Here is a 24,865-nt window from a genome sequence, read left to right as displayed (position 1 = left end):
CTAAGCATTAATTTCCTCAATTTTAATTACAGATCTCTCCGCAAAACTTCGCAGTTTCTGCATTTCGGTGCGCGCTTTCCTTTGGCCAAAGAGTGACGCCAAATAGGTGAGTGCTAATAGAAAAACCGTGATGAAAGAGGCGGTAAGCGCCCACGGAAAATCATCGCTCCCAATTTGTCGTTCTACAAACCAAATGGTAATGAAGACCATCCACAGGATTGAAAGTACAAAGTAGGTGAACATAAAGAAAGTCCAGACCGCTGAACTTGGCCCGAAAATACCACGGACTGTCGTGATATTTTCGCCGTCTTCACTCTCGGCGCGCAGCGCTAAATTTGGTTTCCAGTAATCATTTTCTGTTGTCTTTACGGTGATTATGGCGGTTTCGGAATTAATCACACCCGAAAATTCATCTGAGTTTTCCCCAAGGAAGTTTCGCAGGTACGCTGTGTATTGCTGCGGACTGATATCCGTATACATCTTGAAACGCGGCCGCGAACGGATGCTGTCGAGCGTAGATTCCTCAATTTTCATCTCGGTAGGGAATGGGATCGATCAGTTTTATTGAAAAATCAAATTGCTGTCCCTTACGGTCAACTTTCAGTGTCAATCGTGTCCCGTCCGGTGCTTTCAGCAATTGATTGATTTGTGGCAGTGTCATATTCCCGACTTTCTGATTGTTTATCCGGAGCAGTTTATCGCCTTTCAGCAGGCCGGCCTCACTGCACGGCGAATCATTACGGCAACCCGCGACGGAATATTTCGGTCTGAGGACAAAATTATAGCGGAACCCTTCACGGGCGTCATACACTTTGATGCCGTCCGGATCGCTGTCTTTCTTCGTGGTTTCAACGCGTACCAAGTCACTTTCCCAGGTTGCGCCATCGTGCTGTATGTCGAGTCCGCTTTTATTTATCTGAAAAAGATCGTTGAAATGCCGGTTCTTTTTAAGTAAAATCCTGCTTCCGGGATAATCAAATATCACTGTAAAACGCCGTAAAATCTCACTGCCTACAGAACCTTTGCGATCCGGCACCAGTTTCAGGTTCTGGATTGAATATTCGTCTGGCATGGCCGCGATGGGTTTTTCAAAGGTAAATTCGCCGAGATACAGCCTGTGGATCCGGCTTCTTTTTCCAAAAATATCACCATTAAAGCCCTGGCCGAGATAATCGTAAATATTCGGACGGTTGTACACAAAGTTATCGATCAGCTTCGGAAAAAGCCATACGGCGTCACTGTTACCGAGGTCTATGAGCATTTTAGAATCCCTCTTCTCGTCTTTCTGTTCTATACCGGCCGTGATGTATGGTTTATTACCTTCAATAGACAGCGGAAACTCCGTGAATTTTTTAAATTTTGCTGAACTTACGCTACTTTTCGGGAAGACTGTCAGTTTTTTAGCCATAAAATCTATTTGCACCGCATGATTCGCAAAAAACTGATAGCCGATGATACCATGCACCGGAATTCCCACGTGTGAGGAAAAATTGATGCTCTCATCCAGGATGATGAAAACTGTATGTTTTGGATCGCTGAAACCTTTGCCGATGGTCATTGTATTATTGTCGGAGCGCAAACCTTCAATATTTTTGGTTTCACCAAGGCCTGAAAATTTTATTTTTTCGATATCGTTGAAATTTACCTCGCGTTCGTCAAGGCTGAACAAAATCGTTTCATTCACACCCGAGTCGAGCAGGAAAGTGAGATCCACACCATTGATCTGTACCGGCACGAAGATCAGATTATTGATAAATTTGAAGGGAATCACCGCCTTCCTGCCGCCTACCAACTCAAAACCCTGCTGCGAGTGAAGTAGGGTGGTGACCAACATAAAAATAGAAACGAAAAATTTCATTATTTGAAGTTACAATTTTTTGCCTTTCTGCAACGGTATTTCATGAAAAAGCAGGGGGTGTGGAGCTTAAATATTATAATTTTGTGATATGCAAAACCACGAAAAAAGCGAAAAGTTCCGGCAGATCGTCGAGAATAAATTCCAAATCTACAATTCACTCTTCATGAGTTTACCTTATGATAAGATGAGCAATATCGGTATGTTGCTGCCTTTTTTGTATGAAGAGAGCAAGGCCGGCTATGAGAAAGGGAAGACGCCGGAAGAGATCGTCGAAGAATTTTTTGCCAGCCATACAAGTCTTGAAAGCGAAGAGCAGAAAACGGAGCTTCTTTTCAAGATCATACAGTATATCGAGCGGCAGGTGGTACTTTTTGACAGTATTGAAGATGCCTCGTTTGCTGAGCTGCATCCCGCGGGTGAAAGCGGCACATTGCTCAATCTTTATGACCGTGCCGTACAGCAGGATCTTCTTGCCGCGGTACGGGAAAAAATGAAAGATTTCGGTGTGCGCGTGGTTTTTACAGCGCATCCCACGCAGTTCTATCCCAGTTCTGTGCAGCGGATCCTTCATGATCTGCGTTCCGCTATTATGAAAGATTCAGTAACAGAAATAGATATGCTTTTGCAGCAGCTGGGGAAAACACCTTTCCTGAACCGCGAAAAACCTACGCCCTTTGACGAAGCATTAAGCATCATTTTCTATCTGAGGTATGTTTATTATGATTCGCTGGGAGAACTTTATGGCCAAATAAAATACCGGTTTGCTGACAAAGATTTCACTCCGCCACATGATATTTTACAACTGGGGTTCTGGCCGGGCGGCGACCGTGATGGAAACCCTTTCGTGACTGCCGAAACTACACTGAAAGTAGCTGACGAACTGTATTCTTCAGTGCTTAAATCCTATTATGAACATCTGAAAAAGCTGAGACGAAGGTTAAGTTTCAGTGGCGTTTCAGAACTTCTGGCGGCACTGAGCGATGAACTTTACGACGCGATTTTCCGGGAGCAGACCATCACTTCAGACCAAATTTTAGAAACCGTCAGCGAAGCACAGCAAATTTTACTTCAAAAACACAACGGCCTTTTCAAAGATCTTCTCGATGATTTTGAGGACAGGGTAAAGATTTTCGGAACCCATTTTGCGACACTTGATATACGTCAGGACAGCCGCGTGCACCAAAGCGTGATTGACGAAATCATTAATAAAAAGTCAGTAATGGAGTTCGAAAACATCTCCACAGAAGAAAAACTGCAATGGCTTCTGGAAACGGACACGGTTTTAGATCCTGAAGATTTTGAAGACGTGACGCGTGATACCCTTAGAAATATCCAAAACATTAGAGCCATCCAGAAAAAAAATGGCCAGCGCGGACTGAGCCGCTATATCATCTCCAATTCTGACCAGATAAAAGATGTACTGAATGTTTTTGGACTTTTCCGCCTTTGCGGTTACAGCGAAGACGAAATAAATATAGATATCGTTCCGCTTTTTGAGACGATGGAAGGTCTTGATGCAGGCGAGGATGTGATGCGGCAACTTTATGCCCTTCCCGTTTACAGGAAACACCTAGAGCGCCGCGGAAATCAACAGACGATTATGCTCGGTTTTTCAGACGGCACCAAAGACGGCGGCTATCTGAAGGCCAACTGGGAAATTTACGAGACGAAAGAACAGCTTACGAAAGCAGCTGATGAGAAGGGAATCCGTGTAATTTTCTTCGACGGACGCGGCGGCCCACCCGCGCGGGGTGGCGGTAAGACGCATGATTTTTACGCATCGCAGGGCAAAACCATCGCAAATAATAAAATAGAAATCACCATTCAGGGGCAGACGATCACCAGCGTCTTCGGGAATAAGGACCAGGCGAAGTTTAATTTTGAGCAGCTGCTCACGGCCGGTATCGAAAACGATGTCTTTAAAAATACCAAAAAAGATTTAACCGAGGCAGAAAGGAAACTTATCGAAGAACTGGCGGAAATCAGCTTTGAAAAGTATTCCCAACTTAAAGCGCACCCGATGTTTGTGCCGTATCTGCAGGAAATGAGCACGCTTGAATATTACGGGAAAACCAATATCGGCAGCCGCCCGACCAAAAGGGCCGGAAGCAGTGAGCTGAAGTTCGAAGATCTGCGCGCGATTCCGTTTGTGGGTTCGTGGAGCCAGCTGAAACAGAATGTTCCGGGGTTTTTCGGTTTTGGGTTTTCGGTGAATGAACTTAAGAAACAGGGAAGATTTGATGAGGTGAAGGCGCTTTATAAAGGTTCGGATTTCTTCAAAACGTTGGTTTTAAATTCGATGATGAGTATGAATAAATCTTATTTTCCGCTCACGTACTACATGAAAAACAACGAAAAATTCGGTGATTTCTGGACGGTCATTTTCGATGAGTACACGCTTTCGCGCGACCTGATGCTCGAACTCAGCGGTTTCAGGATGCTGATGGAGGAAGAACCGCTTTCAAGGAAATCTGTGAAAATCCGCGAAAAGATAGTGTTGCCGCTGCTAAGTATCCAGCAATTCGCGCTGATGAAAATCCAGAAAGGTGAAGGCAACCGAGATGTGTATGAAAAACTGGTGATGCGCTCGCTGTTTGGAAATATTAATGCCAGCCGGAATTCGGCTTAAAAAAATTAATCCCATGAAATCATCCAACGAACGCGTTTTCAAGATGTCTTTCGCCAGCGTCTATCCGCATTACGTCGCAAAAGCAGAGAAGAAGAACCGCACCAAAGCGGAGCTCAACCAAATTATCTTTTGGCTGACGGGTTATGATGAAGCCGCGCTTAAAAGTATTTTGGCTGACAAAACCAATTTTGAGGATTTCTTCGGCAACGCACCACAATTAAACCCTAATGTTTCGAAAATCACCGGTGTGATCTGTGGCTGCCGGGTGGAGGAAATAGAAGATCCGCTGATGCAGAAAATCCGTTATCTCGACAAGTTGGTTGATGAACTTGCCAAAGGCAAACCAATGGAGAAAATATTAAGAAACTGATTTTTAAAAGTTATAAGTTGAGTTTTTGTAATAAGTTTAAAATCAGATTTTTAGGTTGTTTATTTTGAATTTTCGTATATTAAGGTCGCTTAGGCAGTTTCAAAAGCTTTAAAAAAGCGGAAAATACAGTTCAAAAATTTACGACATATGAAAATAGGTTTACTCGGATTCGGAAAGACAGGAAAGGCCGTCGCGGCCGTGATTTTACAAAACAAAGAATTCTCGCTGGAGTGGGTTTACAGAAGAACGCCACATCTTGAAGGACGCAATGTGCCGGAATTTCTGGGAATTGAATCTGACCATCCGGGCCGTGTATATTCAGCCGAAACCATCGGGATGTCGGCTTTGCTTGATCAGCATCCGGTGGATCTGATCATCGATTTCTCCTCAGAAACCGGGATTTATACCTATGGTGAAGCGGCTGCCGAACTTGGTGTAAAAATTATCAGTGCCGTGTCGCATTATAGTGAGAATGAAAAAGAACTTTTGAAAAAACTGGCCGAAAAAACAGTTGTTTTTTGGAGTCCAAACATCACTTTAGGCGTGAATTATCTGCTGTTTGCCGCGCAGTTTCTGAAGAAAATAGCACCGTGGGTGGATATAGAAATTAACGAGGAGCACTTTAAGGAAAAAGTAGGTACATCGGGAACAGCAGTAAAGCTTGCCAAAGCGCTTGAGCTTCCGGAAGAAGAAATCAATTCTGTAAGGGCGGGCGGTATTGTAGGTAAGCATGAAGTGATATTCGGGTTTCCGTTTCAGACAGTGAGGCTGATTCACGAATCCATTTCGCGCGAGGCGTTTGGAAACGGCGTGGTTTTCGTGGCACAAAACATTAAGGACCGGGCTGCGGGACTTTATAAATTTGAAGATATCCTGCTTCCTTATTTTTCAACGGAGCAAAACTAAATTCTGATCAACATTACGAGTTAAAAAACAAAGACCCTCATGCGAGGGTCTTTTATTTTAGTTTTTAATGATTTTTTCGATGTGTTCCCTTGAATAGGTTTTTATTTTAAGGAAGTAAACGCCTTTGGCCAAACCTTCGAGCGTGTTCGTCTTTTCGGTTGGCAGAGATTTTATCTTGCGGCCAAGCGTGTCATAAAGCTCAACTGACATTATCTTTTCGTCAGTCTGCACGCTGAATACGCTCGAAACGGGATTCGGATAGACTTTTAAAGTTGACTTTACACCGACCTCTGCTGACGTTAAGACGGCATCATTCAGCGTTTCCGAAAAGTTCAGGATTCCATAGCCCATTTGGGGTGTGGTAGATGGATATAGTGAAGCGTTTTCGCGGAGCAGTGAACGCAGAAAGTCGTGAGGTTTCGTGGGTTGTGCCTGAAGCAGACATGCCACGCCGCCCGCAGCCAAAGGTGTGGCGAAAGAGGTGCCGCTGCTGGTCGTTGCATTGTTGTTGTATGCCATCGCGGTGCCGGTTCCGCGTGCACTGGCATCGGGTTTTACCACGCCTGCAGCATTAGGGCCATACGAGGAGAAACCTGAGCTGGTATTGGTGGAGGTCACCGCGCCTATGGTAAATACTTTCGGGTTGTCAGCCGGTGTGATGATGTATTTCCACGCATTTTGGCCTTCGTTGCCGGCGGCGTTCAGCACAAAAATGCCTTTTTCTGTGGCGATCTGGGCGGTTCTGGCGATAAATGAGGTCTGTCCATCCATGTCGGAGTAAAGTAAATTGTAGCGGCTGTCATCGAAATCATAATAGCCTAGTGAGCTTGAAATCACGTCAACGCCTTTGCGGTCGGCTTCTTCAGCAGCCTCAGTCCAGTAAATCAGTTCTTCAGGATATTCATCGGCCGCATCTTCGGTTGCATACAGGTAAAAATCGGCATCAGGTGCGGAGCCTACATATTGGTTTTGGATATAGCCGGCGATGACGCCCAAACAGTAAGAACCGTGATTATTTAGCGAAGTGCTGTATATATCCGTGTTTTTGCTGATGAAATTGTACCCGCCTTTTATCTGACCGTTATTCCGGATCCTGGCGTAGGCGCTGCCGGTATTCACTGTCGGAAAGCCGGTGTCGATCACCGCAATGGTGACGCCTGTTCCGGTATATCCGGCGATGTGCAGTGGACGAAGGTTGATTTGGTTGATTTGTGAAAGTCCCATGCCGTAATTGAAATCTGTTTTGCCGACGGTATTATTAAATTCTTCAAATTTATTTACACGCGCCGGATTTTTGCCACCGTTGGGATGCTTGATAAACCTTTCGACAGACTGTACGTAAGTTTGCGCCTGAAGCGTGGCAATCTGTGCAGGTGTCGCGTTCACGGCGACGCCATTCATCCATTTTGAATAATCAGTTACTGTAAAACCAAGGTTGCGTACATTCTGTATATAAGTCTGTTCAATCGGGGCATCCTGATCATTGAGTGGGATGCTGAGCCGCGCGCGTCTGTCCAGAGACTTTTGCGTGAGTTCGGTAAGGGGGTTTGCATAAAATGCAGCTTTGTTCGGCTTGTCTTTGAAGTAAACAAAAACAAGTTCCGTCTGCGCACTGATAATTAAAAACAGAAACAAAGCGAAAACGGATAAATATTTTTTCATTTGGAAGGAGTTATTAATCTTTCACAAAAATAGATAAAAGCGTATAAAAAATTGTTTTTGCTTTAAGGTTAATTTCAATTAATTCAATGGAAACTTTTAATCATTGATGTTTTAAGAAACGATATTTTTAAACTTTGAATGTATAAGTAAAGAAATTGAGCAGCGAAAACAGCTTGTTTTAATATTTTCCGGTCGAAGTTTAATTTCTTAATTTTGGGATAAATATTTTATATGAAGAAAATACAGATGGTGGACTTGCAGAGTCAGTACTATAAGATAAAGGCAGATGTAGATAACGCGATGCTGGCTGTGATGAATTCCGCGGCATTTATAAACGGACCTGAAGTAAAATCATTCCAAAATGAACTGGAACAGTACCTGGATGTGAAGCACGTTATTCCGTGTGCCAACGGTACAGATGCACTACAGATTGCACTGATGGCGCTGGATCTGAAAGAAGGCGACGAGGTGATAACGGCAGATTTTACTTTTGCCGCCACCGTGGAAGTGATTCACCTTCTTAAACTTAAATCTGTGCTGGTTGATGTAGATTACGATACTTTCACGATCGATACAGAGAAACTGAAAGCCGCGATTACGCCGCGCACGAAAGCCATTATTCCGGTGCATCTTTTCGGCCAGTGCGCAAACATGGAAGAAGTCCTGAAAATTGCAAAACAACACAATCTGCATGTGATCGAGGACAATGCTCAGGCAATCGGCGCTGATTTTACATTTTCGGATAGCACCGTGAAAAAATCCGGTACGATGGGAACAATCGGCACTACTTCCTTTTTCCCCTCTAAAAATCTGGGTTGCTATGGTGATGGCGGTGCACTATTCACCAATGATGATGAACTCGCGCACAAAATCCGCGGAATTGCCAATCACGGTATGTATGAGCGTTATTACCACGATGAGGTCGGCGTAAACTCACGTCTTGACAGTTTGCAGGCCACAGTTTTAAGAAAAAAACTTCCGCTGCTCGATACATACAATGAAGCTCGCCGCAAGGCAGCAGATTTCTATGATGAAGCTTTTGCAAACCAACCCGGAATCCTTATCCCGAAACGGGCAGATTATACCAGCCATGTTTTCCACCAGTATACGCTGAGGATTCTGGACGGTAAACGTAATGAGTTGCAGGCGTTCCTTACCGAGAAAGAAATTCCCGCGATGATTTATTATCCGGTGGCGCTGAGAAAGCAGAAGGCCTATTTTCAGGAAAGCAACGACGAAGACTTTAAAAATACAGACAGACTTTTGAATGAAGTGATTTCGCTGCCGATGCACACCGAACTCGATGAAGAACAGCAGAAGTACATCACCGATGCGGTGCTCGAATTTTTAGGTAACAGTCAACAGTAGCGCGCGCTTCAATAACGGTCTTAGACTTCTGTGACGTCATCCAAACCCAATATTCACCGAATGAAAAAATTTCCTTTACCGGAAAACGAGGAGGAGCGCCTCGAGAAACTGACTCTGCACAACCTGCTGGATCTCGGAAAATATCCGGACCTCGATGTTTTGGCTCAAAGTGCCGCCTTGCTCACGGACTGTCCTGCATCGCTCATTGCAGTGATGGAGCGGGATACACAGACCGTACAGAGCTGTGTAGGAGTGGACTTCAATTTTGTGGACCGCAAGAATACGGTCTGCCAATATGCCGTAGCCAGCGGAGAACCTGTAATCATCAATGATACACTGCTGGATGAGCGGTCATCTTCCAATCCTTTAATTCTAGAAGGAGGAATACGCTTTTACGCCGGCATTCCGTTGAAAGATGAGGAGGGATATGTGTTGGGAACGTTATGTGTGATAGATTTTAAGCCTAAAAACCTTCCGCAAAACCAAATAGACGGGCTTACCAAAATGGGAGAAGCCGTGTCGCGCATCCTTCTGGCTAAGCGGCGATATGCCCTGGCCGACTATTTCGAGCAACTTTTCATTGTCACCAATAATATCATCTGCGTACTTGATAACGATTTCAATATAAAGATCGTAAATAAATCCTTCGAGCGCAATTTGGGACTTCCGCTCAACAGTGCGGTCGGGGAAAAATTCTGTGATGTGATGAATGAGGCAGATCCCTCGCTTTCGCTTCATTCCGGCATGTTTGCAGATCAGGACGAATATTCTTTCCGCTCCAATATAGCGCATGAAAATGGGGATGTTTCGGTAATTGAATGGAGCATAAAACGCAATCCGAAACAAAAGGAAATCTTTTGCTTTGGCCGCAACATTACGGTGATCATCGAAGAGAAGCAAAAACTTCTTCGGTCTGAGCGCCGTTTCCGGTCTTTCTTCGAGAGCGGAATTGGCCTGATGAGCATGCATGATATGGATGGAAATATCCTGGCGGTAAATCAGCGTGGGCGGGAGACACTGCAATATACCGAAGAAGAAGCGGTAAAGCTTAACCTGAAAGACCTCGTGCCAGTTCGAAACCAAGGCTTCCTTCAGGCCTATTTGCAACGGATTGCGACCGAAAAAGAAGATTCAGGACTGATGGAACTGCGCTCCAGGGACGGGCAGGATCACATCTGGATGTATCACAATGTACTCGAGATCAATGAAGAAGGTCAACCTTATGTCATCAGCACCGCGCTGAATGTGACGGAAAGGATGGCGATGGAGAAGGATCTTATCTATACCAAAAAGATTCTGGAGCAGACGAGTTCCGTAGCCCAGGTGGGTGGCTGGGAAGTCAATCTGAAACAGAATAAAGTTTTCTGGTCCGACGCTACGAAGAAAATTCATGAAGTAGAACCGGATTTCGAGCCGGATTTTGAATCCGCGCTGGGCTTCTATGGACGCGAAAGCGAAGACCGCATGCGCTATCTCTTCGCCCGTGCGGTAAATGATGGAATTTCTTACGATGAAGAACTTGAGTTGCAGCAAAAGAATGGCGAAAAAATCTGGGTGCGCGTTATCGGTATCCCGGAATTTGATGAGGGTATTTGCAAGAAGGTCTTTGGAATCATCCAGAATATAGACCAGTCCAAAAAGACCTACCTCGAACTGGCCAGGAAGGAGGCTATGCTGCAGTCTTTCATCAGCGATGTGCCCGTGGCGGTTGCGATGTTTGACAAGGATCTTAAGTTTCTGGCGGTGAGTCAGTGCTGGCTCGAAGAATTTTCATTGAACGCTGACGATATCATAGGAAAGACGATTTTCGAAGCCTCACCTTCAATTCCCGAATACAGGATTCGTATTTACATGGACGCACTGCAGGGCAAATCTTTCAAAGCGGAAGAACTGCTTCTGCCGGTTCCGAATAAGGAGGCGCTGCAGCGCTACAACATGGAGGTGAGCCCCTGGTATCTCTCGGAAGACGAAATCGGCGGTATGATAGTTTCAGCGCAGAATGTCACAGAGCGCGTGAAAACAACGCTGGAGCTGAAGAATGCAAAGGAAATGGCCGACCTCGCAAGTCGTGCTAAATCTGAATTCCTGGCCAATATGAGCCACGAAATACGCACACCGCTCAACGGCGTTATCGGGTTTTCGGATCTGTTGCTGAAGACGCCGCTGAACGAGATGCAGACTCAGTATCTGAACTACATCAACGAGTCCGGAGAAACTTTGCTTAACATCATTAATGACATTCTCGACTTTTCAAAGATCGAATCGGGCAAGATGGAACTTGTGATAGAGCAAAGCTATGTTTATGAGATGGTGAGCCAGGTGATGAATGTGATTCTTTATCAGTCTCAGAAGAAAAATCTGGAACTTTTGATGAATATCGAGCCGGGTCTGCCTGAAATCCTCTTCATCGATGAATCGCGCATCAAGCAAATCCTTATCAACCTGCTGGGTAATGCAGTGAAGTTTACATCTGAAGGCGAGATTGAACTTAAGGTTACAAAGCTGCAGCAGGATGACAAAAACATAAAACTGCGCTTTTCCGTACGTGATACCGGTATCGGGATCCCGCTGGATAAACAGCAGCGCATATTTGATGCCTTCACACAGGAAGACAGTTCCGTTAGCAAAAAGTATGGCGGCACCGGCCTCGGACTTACCATTTCAAATAATATCCTCCAGTATATGAACAGTACGCTCTCCCTTACCAGCACGCCCGGTAAAGGTTCGGAGTTCTTTTTCGATATTGAGGTGCCGTACGAAGAAAGTGACGAAAATGATGGCGAAGATATTTCAGATTTAGGTATAAACAGGGTGCTGATCGTAGATGATAACGCGAACAACCGTATGATCCTGCAACATATGCTCGCCTACAAAAATATCGAGTCCCGTCTTGCGGCAAACGGGATGGAAGCCCTGCAGCTGATAATGGCGGGCGAACATTTCGATATAATCCTGATGGACTACCATATGCCGGTAATCTCGGGGCTGGAAACCATCGACAAGATCCGTGCGCTGTACAGCCGCCAGGATGATGTCTCGCCTTTGGTTGTGCTTCATACGTCTTCGGAGGAACATGAAGTGGTAAACTCTTTCCGCAAGAATGAAAACAGTTTCTGTCTGTTAAAACCTATCAAATCACGAGACCTGTACATGACGCTTAAACAGGCTGTGAAACAGACCGAACGCAAAGCTGTGACGTCTGACGTGGAAGCACGTTCAAGACCTTCAATAACGGGGCTGAAAGTTTTATTGGTTGATGACAATCCGGTCAATATGGTACTGAACAACAAAATGATGCAGTCTTTGGTCCCTGATGCTGTCTTTACGGAAGCCGTGGATGGCCAGAAAGCCCTTGAATACTGCCGTACCAATACATATGACCTTATTTTAATGGATGTACAGATGCCGCTGATGGACGGTATCGAGGCCACGAAACAGATCAGGCTGTTACCAAACGGTAAATACATGGTCATCATCGGTGTGACGGCCGGAAATGTAAAGGGCGAAAAAGAAAAGTGTCTGGCCGCGGGCATGGATGATTTCCTTACAAAGCCCCTGCGCAGCGCAGATCTCATGGAAGCCCTGAAGAAGCATCTTTTCACTGAAAATGATGAATCAGAAGGTATTACCAATCCTGAACTGTATCTCGACATTAAACATCTTGAGCAGCAGGTGGGTGATGATGCTGAATTCCGGGAAGTATTCCTCACACTCGTCATACAGCAGCTGGAGGTTTCGCGAAAAGAACTCGCCGAAGCGATTGACAGAAATGATTTGGCAGAGATGAAAAGGCTTTTACATAAACTAAAAGGGACAAGTGGTACCTCAGGTTTGTTTAATCTGGCTGATACCGCTGCGAAGTGGGAAAACAGGATGGAGCGTAACCCCGATCTGGATGCCCTGCGAAACGAAATAAACAGCGCCATTGGCACAGGCTTGGCACTCGTAAATAAATTGATTGACTAAAAAATTGTTTTAAATGCCGATATTGATTGCTGAAGATGATGAATTAATTTTGAAAACCATTGAGCATAAGCTTCTGAAGGAAGGGTATGAGGTCATTCTTACACGCAACGGCCAGGATGCGATCAACACGATCCTTTCAACCGAGGTGGACATCGTAATCACTGATATTATGATGCCTTTCGCCTCCGGCATTGAGATCCTTTCCGCCGTGAAAACTGCCGGTAAAGACATTCCTGTCATCATGCTGTCTAGCATGGGGCAGGAGGATGTAATCCTCAATGCTTTTGATCTTGGCGCTGCGGATTTTATCGTCAAACCTTTCAGCCCTAATGAACTGATGCTTCGCGTGAAAAGAATTGCCGCGAGAATGTAATACCTGTCTACTTGAGTACTTCCCTTCATATTTTAATCGTTACGTTTATTGTTCTGCTGGTGGTGATCGCCTTGCTGATCCTCGCAGTGTTGCTCTATGCGTTTTATGGTTACAGATATTTCCGGCGTGCTGATGCCTGGTCTGAAGTCATCGGGCAGGAGGTTGTACAGTCTATCGTGAGCGGAGAAGTGGTGGAAAGTGAGGTGATCGACAGACTAAACCGAAAACGCTCTTTCCGCACGTATTTCCTGGAAAAACTTGTAAATGCGGAAGGTAAATTCTCCGGGATGGCCGGAAGCGTGATCCGCCGGATATTTTCAGAATATCATCTGGAGAAAGAAGCGCTGCAAAAACTTAAGCAAAAGAAACTTTTTCTTATTGCCGGCGGAATCCAAGAGCTTACCGCGATGCGCGCCGAAAAAGCACTGCCCGAAATTTCAAAATTCCTTAATCACAGTTCGCCACAGGTCTATCAGGAAGCGCAGTATGCGCAGGTAACGTTTCGGGGATTTGAAGGTTTGCGCTTTCTGAATTCCGCCAAAGGTGTACTTTCCGATTGGCAACAGCTCCGCCTTTTAAATTCAGTCGCCTCCGTTCCGCCAGATGGGACTGAACTGGTTCGCAGTTGGCTTCAGAGTGAGAATGCGTCCGTGGTCATATTTACTTTAAGGCTTATCCGGAAATTTCAATTGCTTACTATATATCCCGAACTGCTAATCTTACTGGGGCATGAATCTGAGCAGGTTCGGATCCAGACCGTGCAGACTCTCCAGGCGCTGGAAAACGATACCACACTCGAAGAACTTGAAGATACTTTTTTGAGCCAACCCCACGAAGTGCAGGTTGAAATCCTTAATGTACTGAAGAAAATGGGCGATGTGCGCGCCAAAGACTTCCTTTTTCAGCAACTTCACGGGCACATAGCCCCGGCCGTGAGGATCAAGGCTGCTGAAGCTATTCATTCACTTGGCATGAAACACGAACTGACACAAATCACAGATGACGAAAATACCTCCGAAGAACTTATTTTTATAATTAAACATGCATTGCAGGAAAGGAAATGACGGAATTTTCACATATCATCTTTGAAGTTGTCATCTGGTTTTTTCTGCTTTACGGAGCAGCCGTCCTTGTGGTTTACACCTGGATGGGGATGTATGCGCTTGGCGCTGTACTGCGCTATAAACGCGAGAATACTTTTACCGATTACAGCATCGTCGCCTCCAATCCGAACGCACCCGTCTTCAGTATCATAGCGCCGGCCTACAATGAAGGAATGACCATTGTAGAAAACGTGCGTTCACTCTTGTCGCTGTATTACCATAATCTCGAGATCATCATCGTGAACGACGGCAGCAAGGATGATTCAATGCAGAAACTCATCGAAGCTTATGAGCTTGAATCCGTCACTTTCTTCATTCAGGGACAAATTCCGACGTCCGAGGTGAAGGGGATTTACAAAAGTAAAAATCCGGCGTTCAGAAAACTGCTGGTCGTGGATAAATTTAACGGCGGAAAAGCAGACGCGCTGAATGTAGGTGTGAATGTTTCGGGCGGAGAATATTTGGTCTGCATTGACGTAGACTGTATCCTGGAGCAGGATGCGATCTTGAAACTAGCCAAACCTTTCCTCGAACAAACCGATAAAAAGCTGATTGCCTGCGGCGGTGTCATCCGTCTGGCGAATAACTGCAAGATTGAAAACGGTAAAGTAGTTGAGGTCAATCTTCCGCGGACACTCATTGGCAAAAGCCAGGTTTTGGAGTATATCCGTGCTTTTGTACTGGGACGTATGGCTTGGTCACGTGCATCGGGACTTATCTTAATTTCAGGAGCTTTTGGCGTTTTTGACCGAAAGATTGTGCTTAAGGTCGGCGGATACGACAGAAAAACCGTTGGTGAAGACATGGAACTCGTGGTGCGCATGAGAAAGTACATGGAAGAGCGCAAAGAGCCTTATGAGGTAATCAACATCCCGGATCCACTCTGCTGGACGGAAGCGCCAGAAACCAAGGAAATCCTTACAAAGCAGCGAAACCGCTGGATGCGCGGTACCATGGAAACCCTATGGAAGCACCGCCGTATGATATTCAATCCACGGTATGGGAAACTCGGCATGGTAAGTTTGCCGTACTGGCTTTTTTTCGAATTCTTAGGCCCGCTGATTGAGTTTGCCGGATACATCGTCTTTATCGTATTTGTACTGCTGGGAATTGTTAACTGGCCCTTTTTCCTGATACTTTTTGCCCTCGTCATTTCATCAGGATTTCTTTATTCATTTTATGCGATTCTGGTGGATGTGGTAAGCCGCCAGGTTTACACACGGCCGAAAGATTTTGTTTCGCTGATCGGGACAGCTTTGCTGGAACCGTTTTCTTTCCATCCCACGATCGTGAAAGCCAGTGTGAAAGGCTTCGTTGATTATTTTAAGAAGTCGCATTCGTGGGGCGAGATGACGAGGCAGGGTTTCAATGTGGATACACGAAATCTTCCGTTTGGCAAAAGAATCTGGATCATTCTGCAGCAAGGCCTGCGGAGTTACGGTTCCGTGGCTGCACTGCTTTTTGGTTTGTTCATGCTTGGAGTAACGGCTGAAGCCTTGTGGTACCGGTATCTTTACCCAGAAAATTACACCAACCAGATTACCCTCAGCCTTTTCCGCACCAATACGCTCTTCATGCTGCGTTTCATTTTCGGCTTTGGACTGATTTATCTGCTTGTTTATCTCATTAAAGCGCCCTGGGCACGTACATTAGCGGTTTGGGGTCTCGCGGCTGTGGTCATCTTCCAGTTTGTACTTTTTACCTATTTTGCGGAGTCCCATAACTTGCTTGGTGCCGATATTCAGTATTATACCAAAGTAGAACTTCAGCAAACCCTTGAAGCAAGCGGAATGCTTAATTTTAAAAATACGGCATTGGCCATTTTGATGGTCCTGTTGTTTCTGCCGCCTTTCTGGATCGTGGCACGGCGTCCGTTCCGGCATTATGCAGCCGGAATCGCAATTTTGTTTATTGGATTAATGGCTTTCTTAGTGCCGAAACATCCTAAAGATCAAACGCACACATCAGAATTTGAAGAAAGTGCATCCAAAAGTAAGTGGGATTATTTTTTAAGTTCAAATGTCGATGATTTTATCGGCCAGCATCCTGAGTTGGCCGCACTTACAGGTGACGAAAACAATTTGGATACATCAGCCGGTATTCTCAGTCCCGAATTTCCATTCCTCAAAAAAGAAAACACCAGAGATTTCCTCGGTCCGTATATGAACACGGCGGAGCAACCACCGAATCTTGTACTCGTCATTCTGGAAGGAATGGGACATGCCTACACCTCACCGCAAGGATATATCGGCAACTTTACGCCTTTTATTGATTCTCTCAGCCAGAAAAGTCTTTACTGGGAAAACGCGTTGAGTACAGCGGGACGAACATTTGGTGCGGTGCCATCTCTCACCGGTTCACTGCCTTTCGGTAAAAGTGGCTTCCTTGAAATCGATCAGACGCCGGAACACTTTAATCTGTATAACGTGCTGAAAAGTAATGGTTTCGATACCGGTTTTTACTATGGCGGACAGGTTTCCTTTGACAAAATGGACAAGTACCTGAAGTATAGTAAAGTAGACAAAATAATTGGGGAAGGAATGTACAGGGGAAATTACCAGAAGTTGCCCGCGCAAAACGGCGAAAGCTGGGGTTATGATGATGGTTCTGTTTACCGGAAGTTACTCGCAGACCAGCCGCTGCAGAGTAGGCCCTATTTTAATACGGTTCTTACGCTAAGTTCGCACAGTCCGTTTCTTATCAATAACGAAGCGAAATACCGCCGTATATTTTCAGAGCTGCTGAATTCCGGTAAATTGACTGCAGAGCAGCACCGCTGGGCAAGTATGCACCAGAAACAACTGATCGCCACGCTCTACACCGATGATGCACTGCGCGGATTTTTCGCACAGTATAAAAACCGCCCCGATTTTGCCAACACCATTTTTATCGTGACGGGCGATCACAGTATGCCTGAAATCACCCTTCAGAGCAGGATTGACCGATATCGCGTGCCACTTATGATCTATTCGCCGCTGCTGAAGCAGGCTAAAACTTTCAGAAAGATCGCGAGTCACTTCGATGTGGCGCCTACACTTCTGGCATTCTACCGGGAAAATTATAAACTGCGCACACCAAACATGGTGACCTGGGTGGGTAACGGGTTTACCGAAGATCTGGACAGATCTGTGACCGGTGTTCCAATAAAGAAGAGTAAGGATATGCTGAATAACTATGTTTACGGGCGATATCACCTGGAGGGCAATTCTCTGTATCAGCTTACGAACATGAACGAAGACGCAGTGTCGGATCCCGGTAAGAAGAAGGAGGTGGAAAGTAAGTTCAGTGACTTTAAGGCAAGAAACGCACATTTTATCTCCAGCCAAAAGCTGATGCCGGACAGTGTGAAGGCCAACTATTTTAAAGGTTTTAAATAATCAGTTTAGGACAGAAATTTCCAGTTATTTCAATCAAATAACACCGTAGCGAAGCCAAGGTTGCTGGCGTCATCACTATTTGGAATTTACTTGTTTACATTAATTACAAAACGCATTCTTATCTGTGGTTTTATTACATGTGTATCGCGAGAACGCAAATTTTCAGCAGATATATTGAAGTAAGTAAAAAGAACAAATCGTCCGGTATTTCTTGGTTAGAACAGTTTCGTGTAACCTAAAGAAACATCAAGTTGATTTCCTCTGGTTTCCGGGCGGTACTCCTGGTTGAACCAAGTAGCGCCTACCGAAAACAGGTTGGTCTTCTTTACCGAAAAATTATAATCGGCGCCAAGCTTGAAGGTCTTCAGCTTATAGGTGTCATCATTCAGCAGGTTGTTCCTGTTATCATCCGGACTGATACCGGTTCCGGCCTGTACCGAGAAATAATCCTGAGCACCTTTGGTATAATAACGCGCCGTAGCCGTGTAAGAGTGCGAAATGTTGCTGCTGTCGGGTGTGATGTAGGTGCGGAGGTTGAACCACCAGTTTTTATAATATTTACCGATTGCCGCAGTGTAAAGCAAGATATTTTCGCTGAAATAAAGCTGACGGTAACCGATTTCGGCTTCAAAGCTTTTCGGCAGGTTTGCGTTGAGTGAAGCGCCCGTTCTGTATTTGGGAAAAATACCTACGTCACCTGAAAATCCGGCACCCAGATATAGATAAAAGGTCGGTGAAATCCTTGGGTAGGCTTCAAGTTCGACCTGCGTGCCGCTTTCACCGAATTTATAGGCGTAATTGCCTTTGAGAATAACTGAACCCAGCTTCGTCGCACGCTTATAGCTGACGCCGGCCGTGTGCCAGTCCTGATCGAACTGTGTATCAAAATGGGTGAATCCGTAAGAAATACCCACCGAGTTTTTTGCGGTGAGGCTCTGCAACTGTACCAGCATAGCTCGCGCTTCGGCATTTTCGGCATTTAATTCCAAAAGTTGGTTGATTGCGCCCTGCGAGGCTTCATACTCATCTGCGCTGTTGTGAATCTTCGCTTTCAGCATCCATAATGCTTCAGATTTTGCATTATATTGAAGTCCTTTCTCCAGAATTTCGAGTGCTTTCGCATAATCATCATTCCAGTATTCGAGTGACGCGTAAGCCAGGTAGAAATCTTCGTCCCTAACTTCTTTCTGCTCTAAACCCTGAAAAACCTCACGCGCCGCCGCCACATTCTTGTCCCACGTGTAGAGCCTACCCAAAAAGATGGAAATATCAGTATAATCAGGTGACTGATTTAGCGCCTGTTTTGCAAGCTCGACCGCTGCCGGATAGTTTTTCTTTTCAAAAGCTTCATTCCGCGCCCTTGCAAACAGTTCGTCCGAGGAGAATTGCTGTGCAGAGATCCCGGTGTATAAAAGTATAAAGATGAACGATAACAATATTTTTCTCATAAATAGCTGTGAATAGCGAATAACGATTGATAGAACTGGTGTGCAAATATATTGAAGATTTCTTTCACAGATTCGTGCTCAAATTTAATATTTGGGATCACACGGCGTCAGTCTGTGTCGGCGTGCCTTTCTGCGCCTGCGTTTTTGTATATTTGCGGAAATACCTATTTATGGCAATTCTCGTTACAGGCGGCCTCGGCTATATCGGTTCTCACACCGTTGTGGAACTTTTGAACAATAATTTTGAAGTCGTCATCGTGGATGACCTTTCCAATTCGGAAAAATTCATATTAGACAATATTGAGGAAGTGACGGGCAAAAGACCGTATTTCTTTCCTTTCGACCTGAAGCGTAAGGAATTGCTGGCCCAGGTTTTTGATGCATTTGATATCACCGGCTGTATCAATTTTGCGGCCTTCAAAGCCGTAGGTGAGAGCCAGGAAAAACCGCTTGATTATTATGAGAACAACCTGTTCTCGCTCATCAACATCCTGCAGGAATTTAAACAGAGAAATATCTCCAATTTCATCTTCAGTTCGTCTTGCACCGTATACGGGCAGGCCGACCAGATGCCCATTGAGGAAGATACACCGCTTAAAACGCCCGAATCGTGTTACGGCAAAACCAAGCAAATGGGCGAAGAGATCCTTAAGGATTTTGCGGTTGCACACCATAAAAAAGTTGCGCTGCTAAGATACTTCAACCCAATCGGCGCACATCCGAGCGCGCTGCTGGGTGAATTACCGATCGGTGTACCGAACAATCTGGTGCCTTATGTGACCCAAACGGCTGCGGGCATCCGTGAGAAACTCAATATTTGGGGTAATGATTATCCAACCGAAGACGGCACTGCGATCCGCGATTATATTTACGTTGTGGATTTAGCCAAAGCACATGTAAAAGCGCTGCAGAAACTCATTGCGTCGGATGAAGAAACCGTAGTCGACATCTTCAACCTCGGGACCGGCAGAGGTTCGTCGGTTCTTGAGGTTGTGGAAGCATACGAACGCGCGAATGACGTTTCGGTTCCCTACCAGATATGCGAAAGGCGGGCAGGAGACATTACTATTGCTTACGCCAACGCCGATAAAGCAGAACGCGAACTCGGCTGGAAAGCCGATACCACGCTCGAAGAAGCGCTACGCACGACGTGGGAGTGGCAGAAGTATCTGGAGAGCAGAGGGTAAGTGCTGGATGCGGGATGCTGGATGCTGGATGCTGGAAGCCTGATGAATTTAAGTAATTATAATAAACAAATAAATCCTGAAAAATTAATTTCAGGATTTGTTTTTTGTTGGAATCAGGACACTACATTGGTCCCTGCGGCTCGTCATCGCCTGCGGAATTACTGTTGATGTCTTTTTTGCGTTTTGGCTGATCCACTTTTTCACCCTGCTTGAAGCGGTAGGTAAGTGACAGGTTAAAGGACCTTGGATTCCAGCGCATCAGTGATTCTCTTTCGAAATCATTACCGAAGCTGGTGACCTCACGGCCACGCGTTCCGAAGATATCCTGAATGTTGAAGGCTACGGTTCCGTTGCCTTTCCAGATGGTTTTGTTTGCACCGAAGTTCAGTACGTACATTGGCTTGGTCACGTTTGAAGCAGTCTTTTCGCCTCCTCTGTAGAAGCCCTGAACCTGCATGCTGAAAGTTTTGTCCACCTTGAAGCTGTTCGTAAGTCTGAAACGTGTTGAGAAGCCGTCGCCCTCAAAAGACTGCGGTTTAACCATCGTCGCGGCATTGAAGTATTCACCTTCAGACTTATAACCGAACAGATCGGCACTTGCCATCACTTTCCACCACGGAAGCAGATCAGCTGTTAAATTTAAATCCAAACCATACTGCGTCTCACTTCCTACGTTGTACGGACGCGTAATCAATACATTTGAACCCGGCGCCTCGCTGGTTACTACAAACTGCGTTTCATCCTGTGTTGCGCGGTAGTAAAGCGTTGGATTGATCGTGAATTTTTTCTTCTGAATGGCGTAACCCAATTCGAATGAATCGATATATTCAGGATTCAGATCCGGATTACCCTGGAAACGGTTCTGGCGGTTAGCCAAAGAAGTTGGGTAAGGAATGAGGAACCATGAACGCGGACGGTTGATCCGGCGTGAATAGTTCAATAAAAGCTGGTCGTTGGTACTTCCCAGATCGTAACTTAAGAATACACTTGGGAAGAAACCGGTGTAGTTTTTATCCGTTCTTGAAGTTTTATCGCCGTTCAGACTCAGGTAATCAATGCCGATATCAGAATTTTCGGCACGCAAACCAATCTGGTATCCCAGCTTGTCGATCTTGCTTTTAAACTGAGCATATACGGCGTTTATCGTTTCGCTGTACACTGTGTTTCCGCTATAATCTGCCGCAGTCTGATAAATCAGATCATCGTCCGTCAATGTATTCAAGAAACTGTAATCATTGTTGTTGTGATCTATCCGGTATCCTGCTTCGATCTTCGAAGCCTCGCCAACCGGAAGTTCATAATCAACCTTCCCGATTACAGATTTGTTGACGGTCTTGCTGTCTCCTGTAGAACCGTTCACAAACACGTTGTCAGCATACTCGCGGGAATCTTCATTGTTTTTATTGTCGCTTTTCTGAAGACTTAATGATAGGTAGAGGTTGTGGCCGGCATCATTAAACTTATGATCCAAACCTAAATCCCCCTGCAGGGAAAGGTTGCGGCTGTTTCCCACTGCGTCTGTCTGCGTAAAATACTGGAAGACCCGCGCTGCGTTGAAATTGGTATTGTCGATCGTGTTCTGGTTTTCGCTTTGGAAACCACGAATCATACCCGATAGGTTAAACGCTGTTTTCTCTGAAAGATCAACGGTGAAACCTGCGTTGGCATTGTAGTTTTTGTTCTGACTTTTATTTAAAGAGTTCTGCTCGAAAAAGTAGGTTGTAGCGCCGGTTGCCGGATCAAAATAGCGGGTGTCATTGTCGTTGCGGCCTTCACTTTCGCGGTATCCGCCGCCACCGTTCAGGAACCAGGTCCAGTTGCCTTTTTTCCAGCTTAGATTGGTGTTGAGGTTTGTACTTGGCAACCACCCCAAGCTGCCGGTTACGCTGCCATTGAAGCCCATGCCTTTTGTTTTTTTAAGGATGATATTCAGGATACCGGCTGTACCGCTGGCTTCAAATTTAGATGAAGGGTTGGTGATCACCTCGATTCTTTCAATCTGGTCTGCCGGGATAGACTGCAGGGCATTTGCGCCGCTGTCGATACCCAACAACGCGGAGGGCTTGCCATTAATTAAAAATCTTACGTTGCTATTGCCACGCATAGATACGGTACCGTCTGTTTCCACAGAAACCGAGGGTACATTGGTGAGCACATCCTGCAGGTTCCCGCCCTTGCTGATTATGTCGGTGGAAGGATCATAGACTTTCTTATCGAGTTCTACACGGTAAGGTTTTACGGCTGCTGCGGTGATTACCACACCCTGGATATCCTGTGTTCTGCCGTTTGTCGCAGAAGATTCCGCTTCAATGGTAAGTACACCCAAATTTCCGGCGGCAGTGATCTCTTTTGTCAGTACAGATTTCTTATAGTCTATCGCTTCAATGGTGATATCGTAAGTTCCGGGCACCAGTGCAAGGCTGTAGGCTCCTTTTTCGTCGGTAAGTGCCGCGTCGCTGAACATTTTATTCGTCTTGTGGCTGAAGGTTACCGAAGCATAAGGCACCGCGGCGTTCTGGCGGTCGGCGATGATTCCCGAAACATTTACTTTCTGCTGTGCAAATGCAAGGCTGGCCGCGCCAAGCACAAAAGTTAAACCGAGGGTCTTTCGGCGGATCATTGATGAAATCTCAATCTTGTTTGTCATAATAATAGTTTACAATAGTACTGATGCCTTTTTAGGGCAATAGTTAAATAAATGCTTGTTTAAAATTTTGTTAATACAGCCCCTCTGTGCGCTAGTGTGCTGATTATCTGATATCCCGGCTATCGAGCCAGCGCTGATAATCTTTTGCATTTTTTTCATGTTCCACATCGCTGGCGGTGAAACGGTGCAGGCCGGGTCTGTCGGGATCCGCGGCCATGAAAATATAGCTGTTCTTTTCCGCGTTCAGCACCGCATCCACCGAATTTTTGTCTGTGATGCATATTGGGCCTGGCGGGATACCGGCATTTGCGTAGGTGTTGTATGGTGAAGGATGCGAAAGATGTTTGTAGAGCACTCTTTTTATCGGCGTGGTGAAATTGCTTTCTTTATTGATTGCATAGATCACGGTGGGGTCACTCTGCAGTTTCATTCCTTTGCGGTAACGGTTCAGATAAAGTCCGGCGATTGTCTTCTGTTCGTCCGGTCTTCCACCCGATTCTTTGTACACGATGGAGGCCAGCGCGTAGATTTGGTTTCGGGTAAGTCCGCTGGCTTTTTCTTTGGCTATGCGTTCGGCGGTCCAGAAATCCCTGTAAATTCCGTCAAATTTATCGAAGAATTCCTGAGGGGTCACGGTCCAAAAAAAGTTGTAGGTATCGATGAAGAAATATTTCTTAAGGTCTTCGGCATCACGGTAGCCTTTTTCTTGCGCTATCTTATCGAGATCTTTCGCGAAACGCAGAGAATCCAACTCGGTTTTGCGGCTTACGCGGCCTACCATCTGGTACACATCGCCGAAATCAATGATGCGGAAAGTGTCTTCCGTCTGGTTTCCGGCCTTGATCATATTCACAAGGTCGGTATTGCTCGCGCCTTTTTCTATTTTGTAGCGGCCGGCTTTAAAGAAATTATTAAGGTTTTTATCTAAAGCGACCTCTTTGAATTGCTCAGCATCCTGCAGATGCGGGGCGAGCGAATCCATGATGCTTTCGAAACCTGCCGAATGAGGTATCAGTACGAAGCCTTCTTCCTTTACGTTATTTCCGTACAGTTTTTCATAATATCTGAAACCAATGATGCCCCCGATTAACAGGATTATTACCATCACAGATGCCAGAATTTTAGTTCCGCTTTTCATGTATTGTCTGAATTTTATTGTACCGTTATTTCACCTTTAAAAACCTGTTCTGCCGGGCCTTCGAGCCAAATATTTTTAAATGAATCGCCATCTCTCCCGGCGTACACCTTCAGGTTTCCGCCCAAAACCATTACTTTCACTTCACGGGCGTCTTTGTCTTTTAAAAAAGTAAGTGCCGCCGCCGTGGCACCCGTACCACAGCTGAAAGTCTCATCTTCAACCCCGCGCTCATAGGTGCGGACCGCGATTTCATCTTCGGAAATCTGTTCGGCAAAGTTTACGTTGATTCCTTCCCTGCTGTAAGTCGCAGAATTCCGGATTTTGTTACCATTATTATAGACATCGAAGTTCTGAAGATCGCTTATCCAGCTCACCAGATGTGGTGAACCGGTATTGAGCGTGTGACCGTCTGCAGCTTCAGAGATCCTGTCAACATCAATCATTTTAAGTTTTACAATACCATTCCGGATATAGGCTTCGTGTGTGCCGTCGATGGCTTCAAATGTTGTCCGGCCCGCGATGATTCCGAGAAATTCAGCAAAGGCCACGATGCAGCGGCCGCCGTTTCCGCACATGGTACTCTCGCTGCCGTCTGAATTGAAATAGACCATTTTGAAATCTGCGGTTGCGTGATTTTCGAGTAAGATGAGTCCGTCACCACCGATCCCGAATCGCCTGTCGCAAAGTTTTGCTACCAGTGCTTTGTTTTTCGGAAACTGAAGATTACGGTTGTCGATCATCACAAAATCGTTGCCGGTTCCCTGGTATTTGTAGAATTCCATAGCAGTATTAAAGTTTTTTGAGGGCTGCAAAATTACGTTTTAAAATGTGCT

The 24,865-nt window shown here is 45.6% G+C and carries 16 protein-coding genes; 9 read left to right on the top strand and 7 right to left on the bottom strand.

Annotated elements, in window-relative coordinates; all coding sequences use genetic code 11:
• Together QEP06_RS04480 and QEP06_RS04475 are read right to left on the bottom strand one after the other, a co-directional pair.
• Positions 1-534 carry a hypothetical protein gene (locus QEP06_RS04480; RefSeq protein WP_285269248.1) on the bottom strand — a complete coding sequence of 178 codons (534 nt, stop codon included), beginning with the start codon at positions 532-534 and terminating at the stop codon, positions 1-3.
• Complete coding sequence (locus QEP06_RS04475; protein WP_285269247.1) at positions 524-1,858, bottom strand: aspartyl protease family protein; 1,335 nt, start codon at positions 1,856-1,858, stop codon at positions 524-526. Before QEP06_RS04475 ends, QEP06_RS04480 begins: the two co-directional genes overlap by 11 nt.
• 88 nt (positions 1,859-1,946) lie before the next feature.
• Between QEP06_RS04475 and QEP06_RS04470 the strand changes: the two genes are divergently transcribed.
• From QEP06_RS04470 to QEP06_RS04460, 3 genes are all read left to right on the top strand, one after another.
• Positions 1,947-4,487: a phosphoenolpyruvate carboxylase gene (locus tag QEP06_RS04470; protein ID WP_285269246.1), complete on the top strand. Its 2,541-nt coding sequence runs from the start codon at positions 1,947-1,949 to the stop codon at positions 4,485-4,487.
• A 13-nt stretch (positions 4,488-4,500) separates the two neighbouring features.
• On the top strand, positions 4,501-4,857 hold the full coding sequence (locus tag QEP06_RS04465; protein ID WP_285269245.1) for a DUF2200 domain-containing protein: 357 nt from the start codon (positions 4,501-4,503) through the stop codon (positions 4,855-4,857).
• A gap of 147 nt (positions 4,858-5,004) precedes the next feature.
• Positions 5,005-5,763, top strand: a complete 759-nt coding sequence (locus tag QEP06_RS04460; protein WP_285269244.1) for a 4-hydroxy-tetrahydrodipicolinate reductase — start codon at positions 5,005-5,007, stop codon at positions 5,761-5,763.
• A 57-nt stretch (positions 5,764-5,820) separates the two neighbouring features.
• On the opposite strand, the gene QEP06_RS04455 is transcribed toward QEP06_RS04460, so the two are convergent.
• The gene (locus QEP06_RS04455; protein ID WP_285269243.1) at positions 5,821-7,425 is read right to left on the bottom strand and encodes a S8 family peptidase; all 1,605 of its coding nucleotides are present in this window, start codon (positions 7,423-7,425) and stop codon (positions 5,821-5,823) included.
• A gap of 231 nt (positions 7,426-7,656) precedes the next feature.
• On the opposite strand from QEP06_RS04455, the gene QEP06_RS04450 reads away from it, so the two are divergent.
• From QEP06_RS04450 to QEP06_RS04430, 5 genes are read left to right on the top strand one after another with little or no spacing between them, the layout of a single operon-like run.
• Positions 7,657-8,793: a DegT/DnrJ/EryC1/StrS family aminotransferase gene (locus tag QEP06_RS04450; RefSeq protein WP_251834095.1), complete on the top strand. Its 1,137-nt coding sequence runs from the start codon at positions 7,657-7,659 to the stop codon at positions 8,791-8,793.
• 60 nt (positions 8,794-8,853) lie between these two features.
• Positions 8,854-12,759, top strand: a complete 3,906-nt coding sequence (locus QEP06_RS04445) for a response regulator (RefSeq protein ID WP_285269242.1) — start codon at positions 8,854-8,856, stop codon at positions 12,757-12,759.
• Positions 12,760-12,772: 13 nt separating this feature from the next.
• A complete protein-coding gene (locus QEP06_RS04440) occupies positions 12,773-13,132 on the top strand; it encodes a response regulator transcription factor (protein ID WP_251834093.1) in 360 nt (119 codons plus the stop codon).
• Positions 13,133-13,143: 11 nt separating this feature from the next.
• Positions 13,144-14,196, top strand: coding sequence for a HEAT repeat domain-containing protein (locus QEP06_RS04435; RefSeq protein WP_285269241.1), 1,053 nt, complete (start codon positions 13,144-13,146; stop codon positions 14,194-14,196).
• Positions 14,193-17,612: a sulfatase-like hydrolase/transferase gene (locus QEP06_RS04430; protein ID WP_285269240.1), complete on the top strand. Its 3,420-nt coding sequence runs from the start codon at positions 14,193-14,195 to the stop codon at positions 17,610-17,612. The genes QEP06_RS04435 and QEP06_RS04430 overlap by 4 nt, the downstream gene beginning before the upstream one ends.
• Before the next feature lie 215 nt (positions 17,613-17,827).
• On the opposite strand, the gene QEP06_RS04425 is transcribed toward QEP06_RS04430, so the two are convergent.
• The gene (locus QEP06_RS04425) at positions 17,828-19,060 is read right to left on the bottom strand and encodes a YaiO family outer membrane beta-barrel protein (protein WP_285269239.1); all 1,233 of its coding nucleotides are present in this window, start codon (positions 19,058-19,060) and stop codon (positions 17,828-17,830) included.
• Positions 19,061-19,230: 170 nt separating this feature from the next.
• On the opposite strand from QEP06_RS04425, the gene galE reads away from it, so the two are divergent.
• Positions 19,231-20,247: a UDP-glucose 4-epimerase GalE gene (galE, locus tag QEP06_RS04420; protein WP_285269238.1), complete on the top strand. Its 1,017-nt coding sequence runs from the start codon at positions 19,231-19,233 to the stop codon at positions 20,245-20,247.
• Positions 20,248-20,368: 121 nt separating this feature from the next.
• Here galE and QEP06_RS04415 read toward each other — a convergent pair whose 3' ends face one another.
• The 3 genes from QEP06_RS04415 to dapF all read right to left on the bottom strand — a co-directional run bounded on the left by QEP06_RS04415 (position 20,369) and on the right by dapF (position 24,814).
• Positions 20,369-22,894 carry a TonB-dependent receptor domain-containing protein gene (locus QEP06_RS04415; protein ID WP_285269237.1) on the bottom strand — a complete coding sequence of 842 codons (2,526 nt, stop codon included), beginning with the start codon at positions 22,892-22,894 and terminating at the stop codon, positions 20,369-20,371.
• 103 nt (positions 22,895-22,997) lie between these two features.
• Positions 22,998-24,032 (bottom strand): endolytic transglycosylase MltG, encoded by a 1,035-nt coding sequence (gene mltG, locus QEP06_RS04410; protein WP_285269236.1) that lies wholly within the window; start codon positions 24,030-24,032, stop codon positions 22,998-23,000.
• A gap of 14 nt (positions 24,033-24,046) precedes the next feature.
• On the bottom strand, positions 24,047-24,814 hold the full coding sequence (dapF, locus tag QEP06_RS04405; RefSeq protein WP_285269235.1) for a diaminopimelate epimerase: 768 nt from the start codon (positions 24,812-24,814) through the stop codon (positions 24,047-24,049).
• Positions 24,815-24,865: the final 51 nt, after the last annotated feature.

This window comes from Kaistella rhinocerotis, from assembly GCF_030243905.1.
GTDB lineage: Bacteria > Bacteroidota > Bacteroidia > Flavobacteriales > Weeksellaceae > Kaistella > Kaistella rhinocerotis.
Note: the sequence above shows the minus strand (reverse complement) of the source record. Positions and strands in the feature narration are given on the sequence as shown.

Excerpts from the sequence above, each read along its gene's own strand:
- QEP06_RS04480 (WP_285269248.1), bottom strand. The coding sequence starts at position 534 with ATGAAAATTGAGGAATCTACGCTCGACAGCATCCGTTCGCGGCCGCGT.
- QEP06_RS04475 (WP_285269247.1), bottom strand. The coding sequence starts at position 1,858 with ATGAAATTTTTCGTTTCTATTTTTATGTTGGTCACCACCCTACTTCAC.
- QEP06_RS04470 (WP_285269246.1), top strand. The coding sequence starts at position 1,947 with ATGCAAAACCACGAAAAAAGCGAAAAGTTCCGGCAGATCGTCGAGAAT.
- QEP06_RS04465 (WP_285269245.1), top strand. The coding sequence starts at position 4,501 with ATGAAATCATCCAACGAACGCGTTTTCAAGATGTCTTTCGCCAGCGTC.
- QEP06_RS04460 (WP_285269244.1), top strand. The coding sequence starts at position 5,005 with ATGAAAATAGGTTTACTCGGATTCGGAAAGACAGGAAAGGCCGTCGCG.
- QEP06_RS04455 (WP_285269243.1), bottom strand. The coding sequence starts at position 7,425 with ATGAAAAAATATTTATCCGTTTTCGCTTTGTTTCTGTTTTTAATTATC.
- QEP06_RS04450 (WP_251834095.1), top strand. The coding sequence starts at position 7,657 with ATGAAGAAAATACAGATGGTGGACTTGCAGAGTCAGTACTATAAGATA.
- QEP06_RS04445 (WP_285269242.1), top strand. The coding sequence starts at position 8,854 with ATGAAAAAATTTCCTTTACCGGAAAACGAGGAGGAGCGCCTCGAGAAA.
- QEP06_RS04440 (WP_251834093.1), top strand. The coding sequence starts at position 12,773 with ATGCCGATATTGATTGCTGAAGATGATGAATTAATTTTGAAAACCATT.
- QEP06_RS04430 (WP_285269240.1), top strand. The coding sequence starts at position 14,193 with ATGACGGAATTTTCACATATCATCTTTGAAGTTGTCATCTGGTTTTTT.
- QEP06_RS04425 (WP_285269239.1), bottom strand. The coding sequence starts at position 19,060 with ATGAGAAAAATATTGTTATCGTTCATCTTTATACTTTTATACACCGGG.
- galE (WP_285269238.1), top strand. The coding sequence starts at position 19,231 with ATGGCAATTCTCGTTACAGGCGGCCTCGGCTATATCGGTTCTCACACC.
- QEP06_RS04415 (WP_285269237.1), bottom strand. The coding sequence starts at position 22,894 with ATGACAAACAAGATTGAGATTTCATCAATGATCCGCCGAAAGACCCTC.
- mltG (WP_285269236.1), bottom strand. The coding sequence starts at position 24,032 with ATGAAAAGCGGAACTAAAATTCTGGCATCTGTGATGGTAATAATCCTG.
- dapF (WP_285269235.1), bottom strand. The coding sequence starts at position 24,814 with ATGGAATTCTACAAATACCAGGGAACCGGCAACGATTTTGTGATGATC.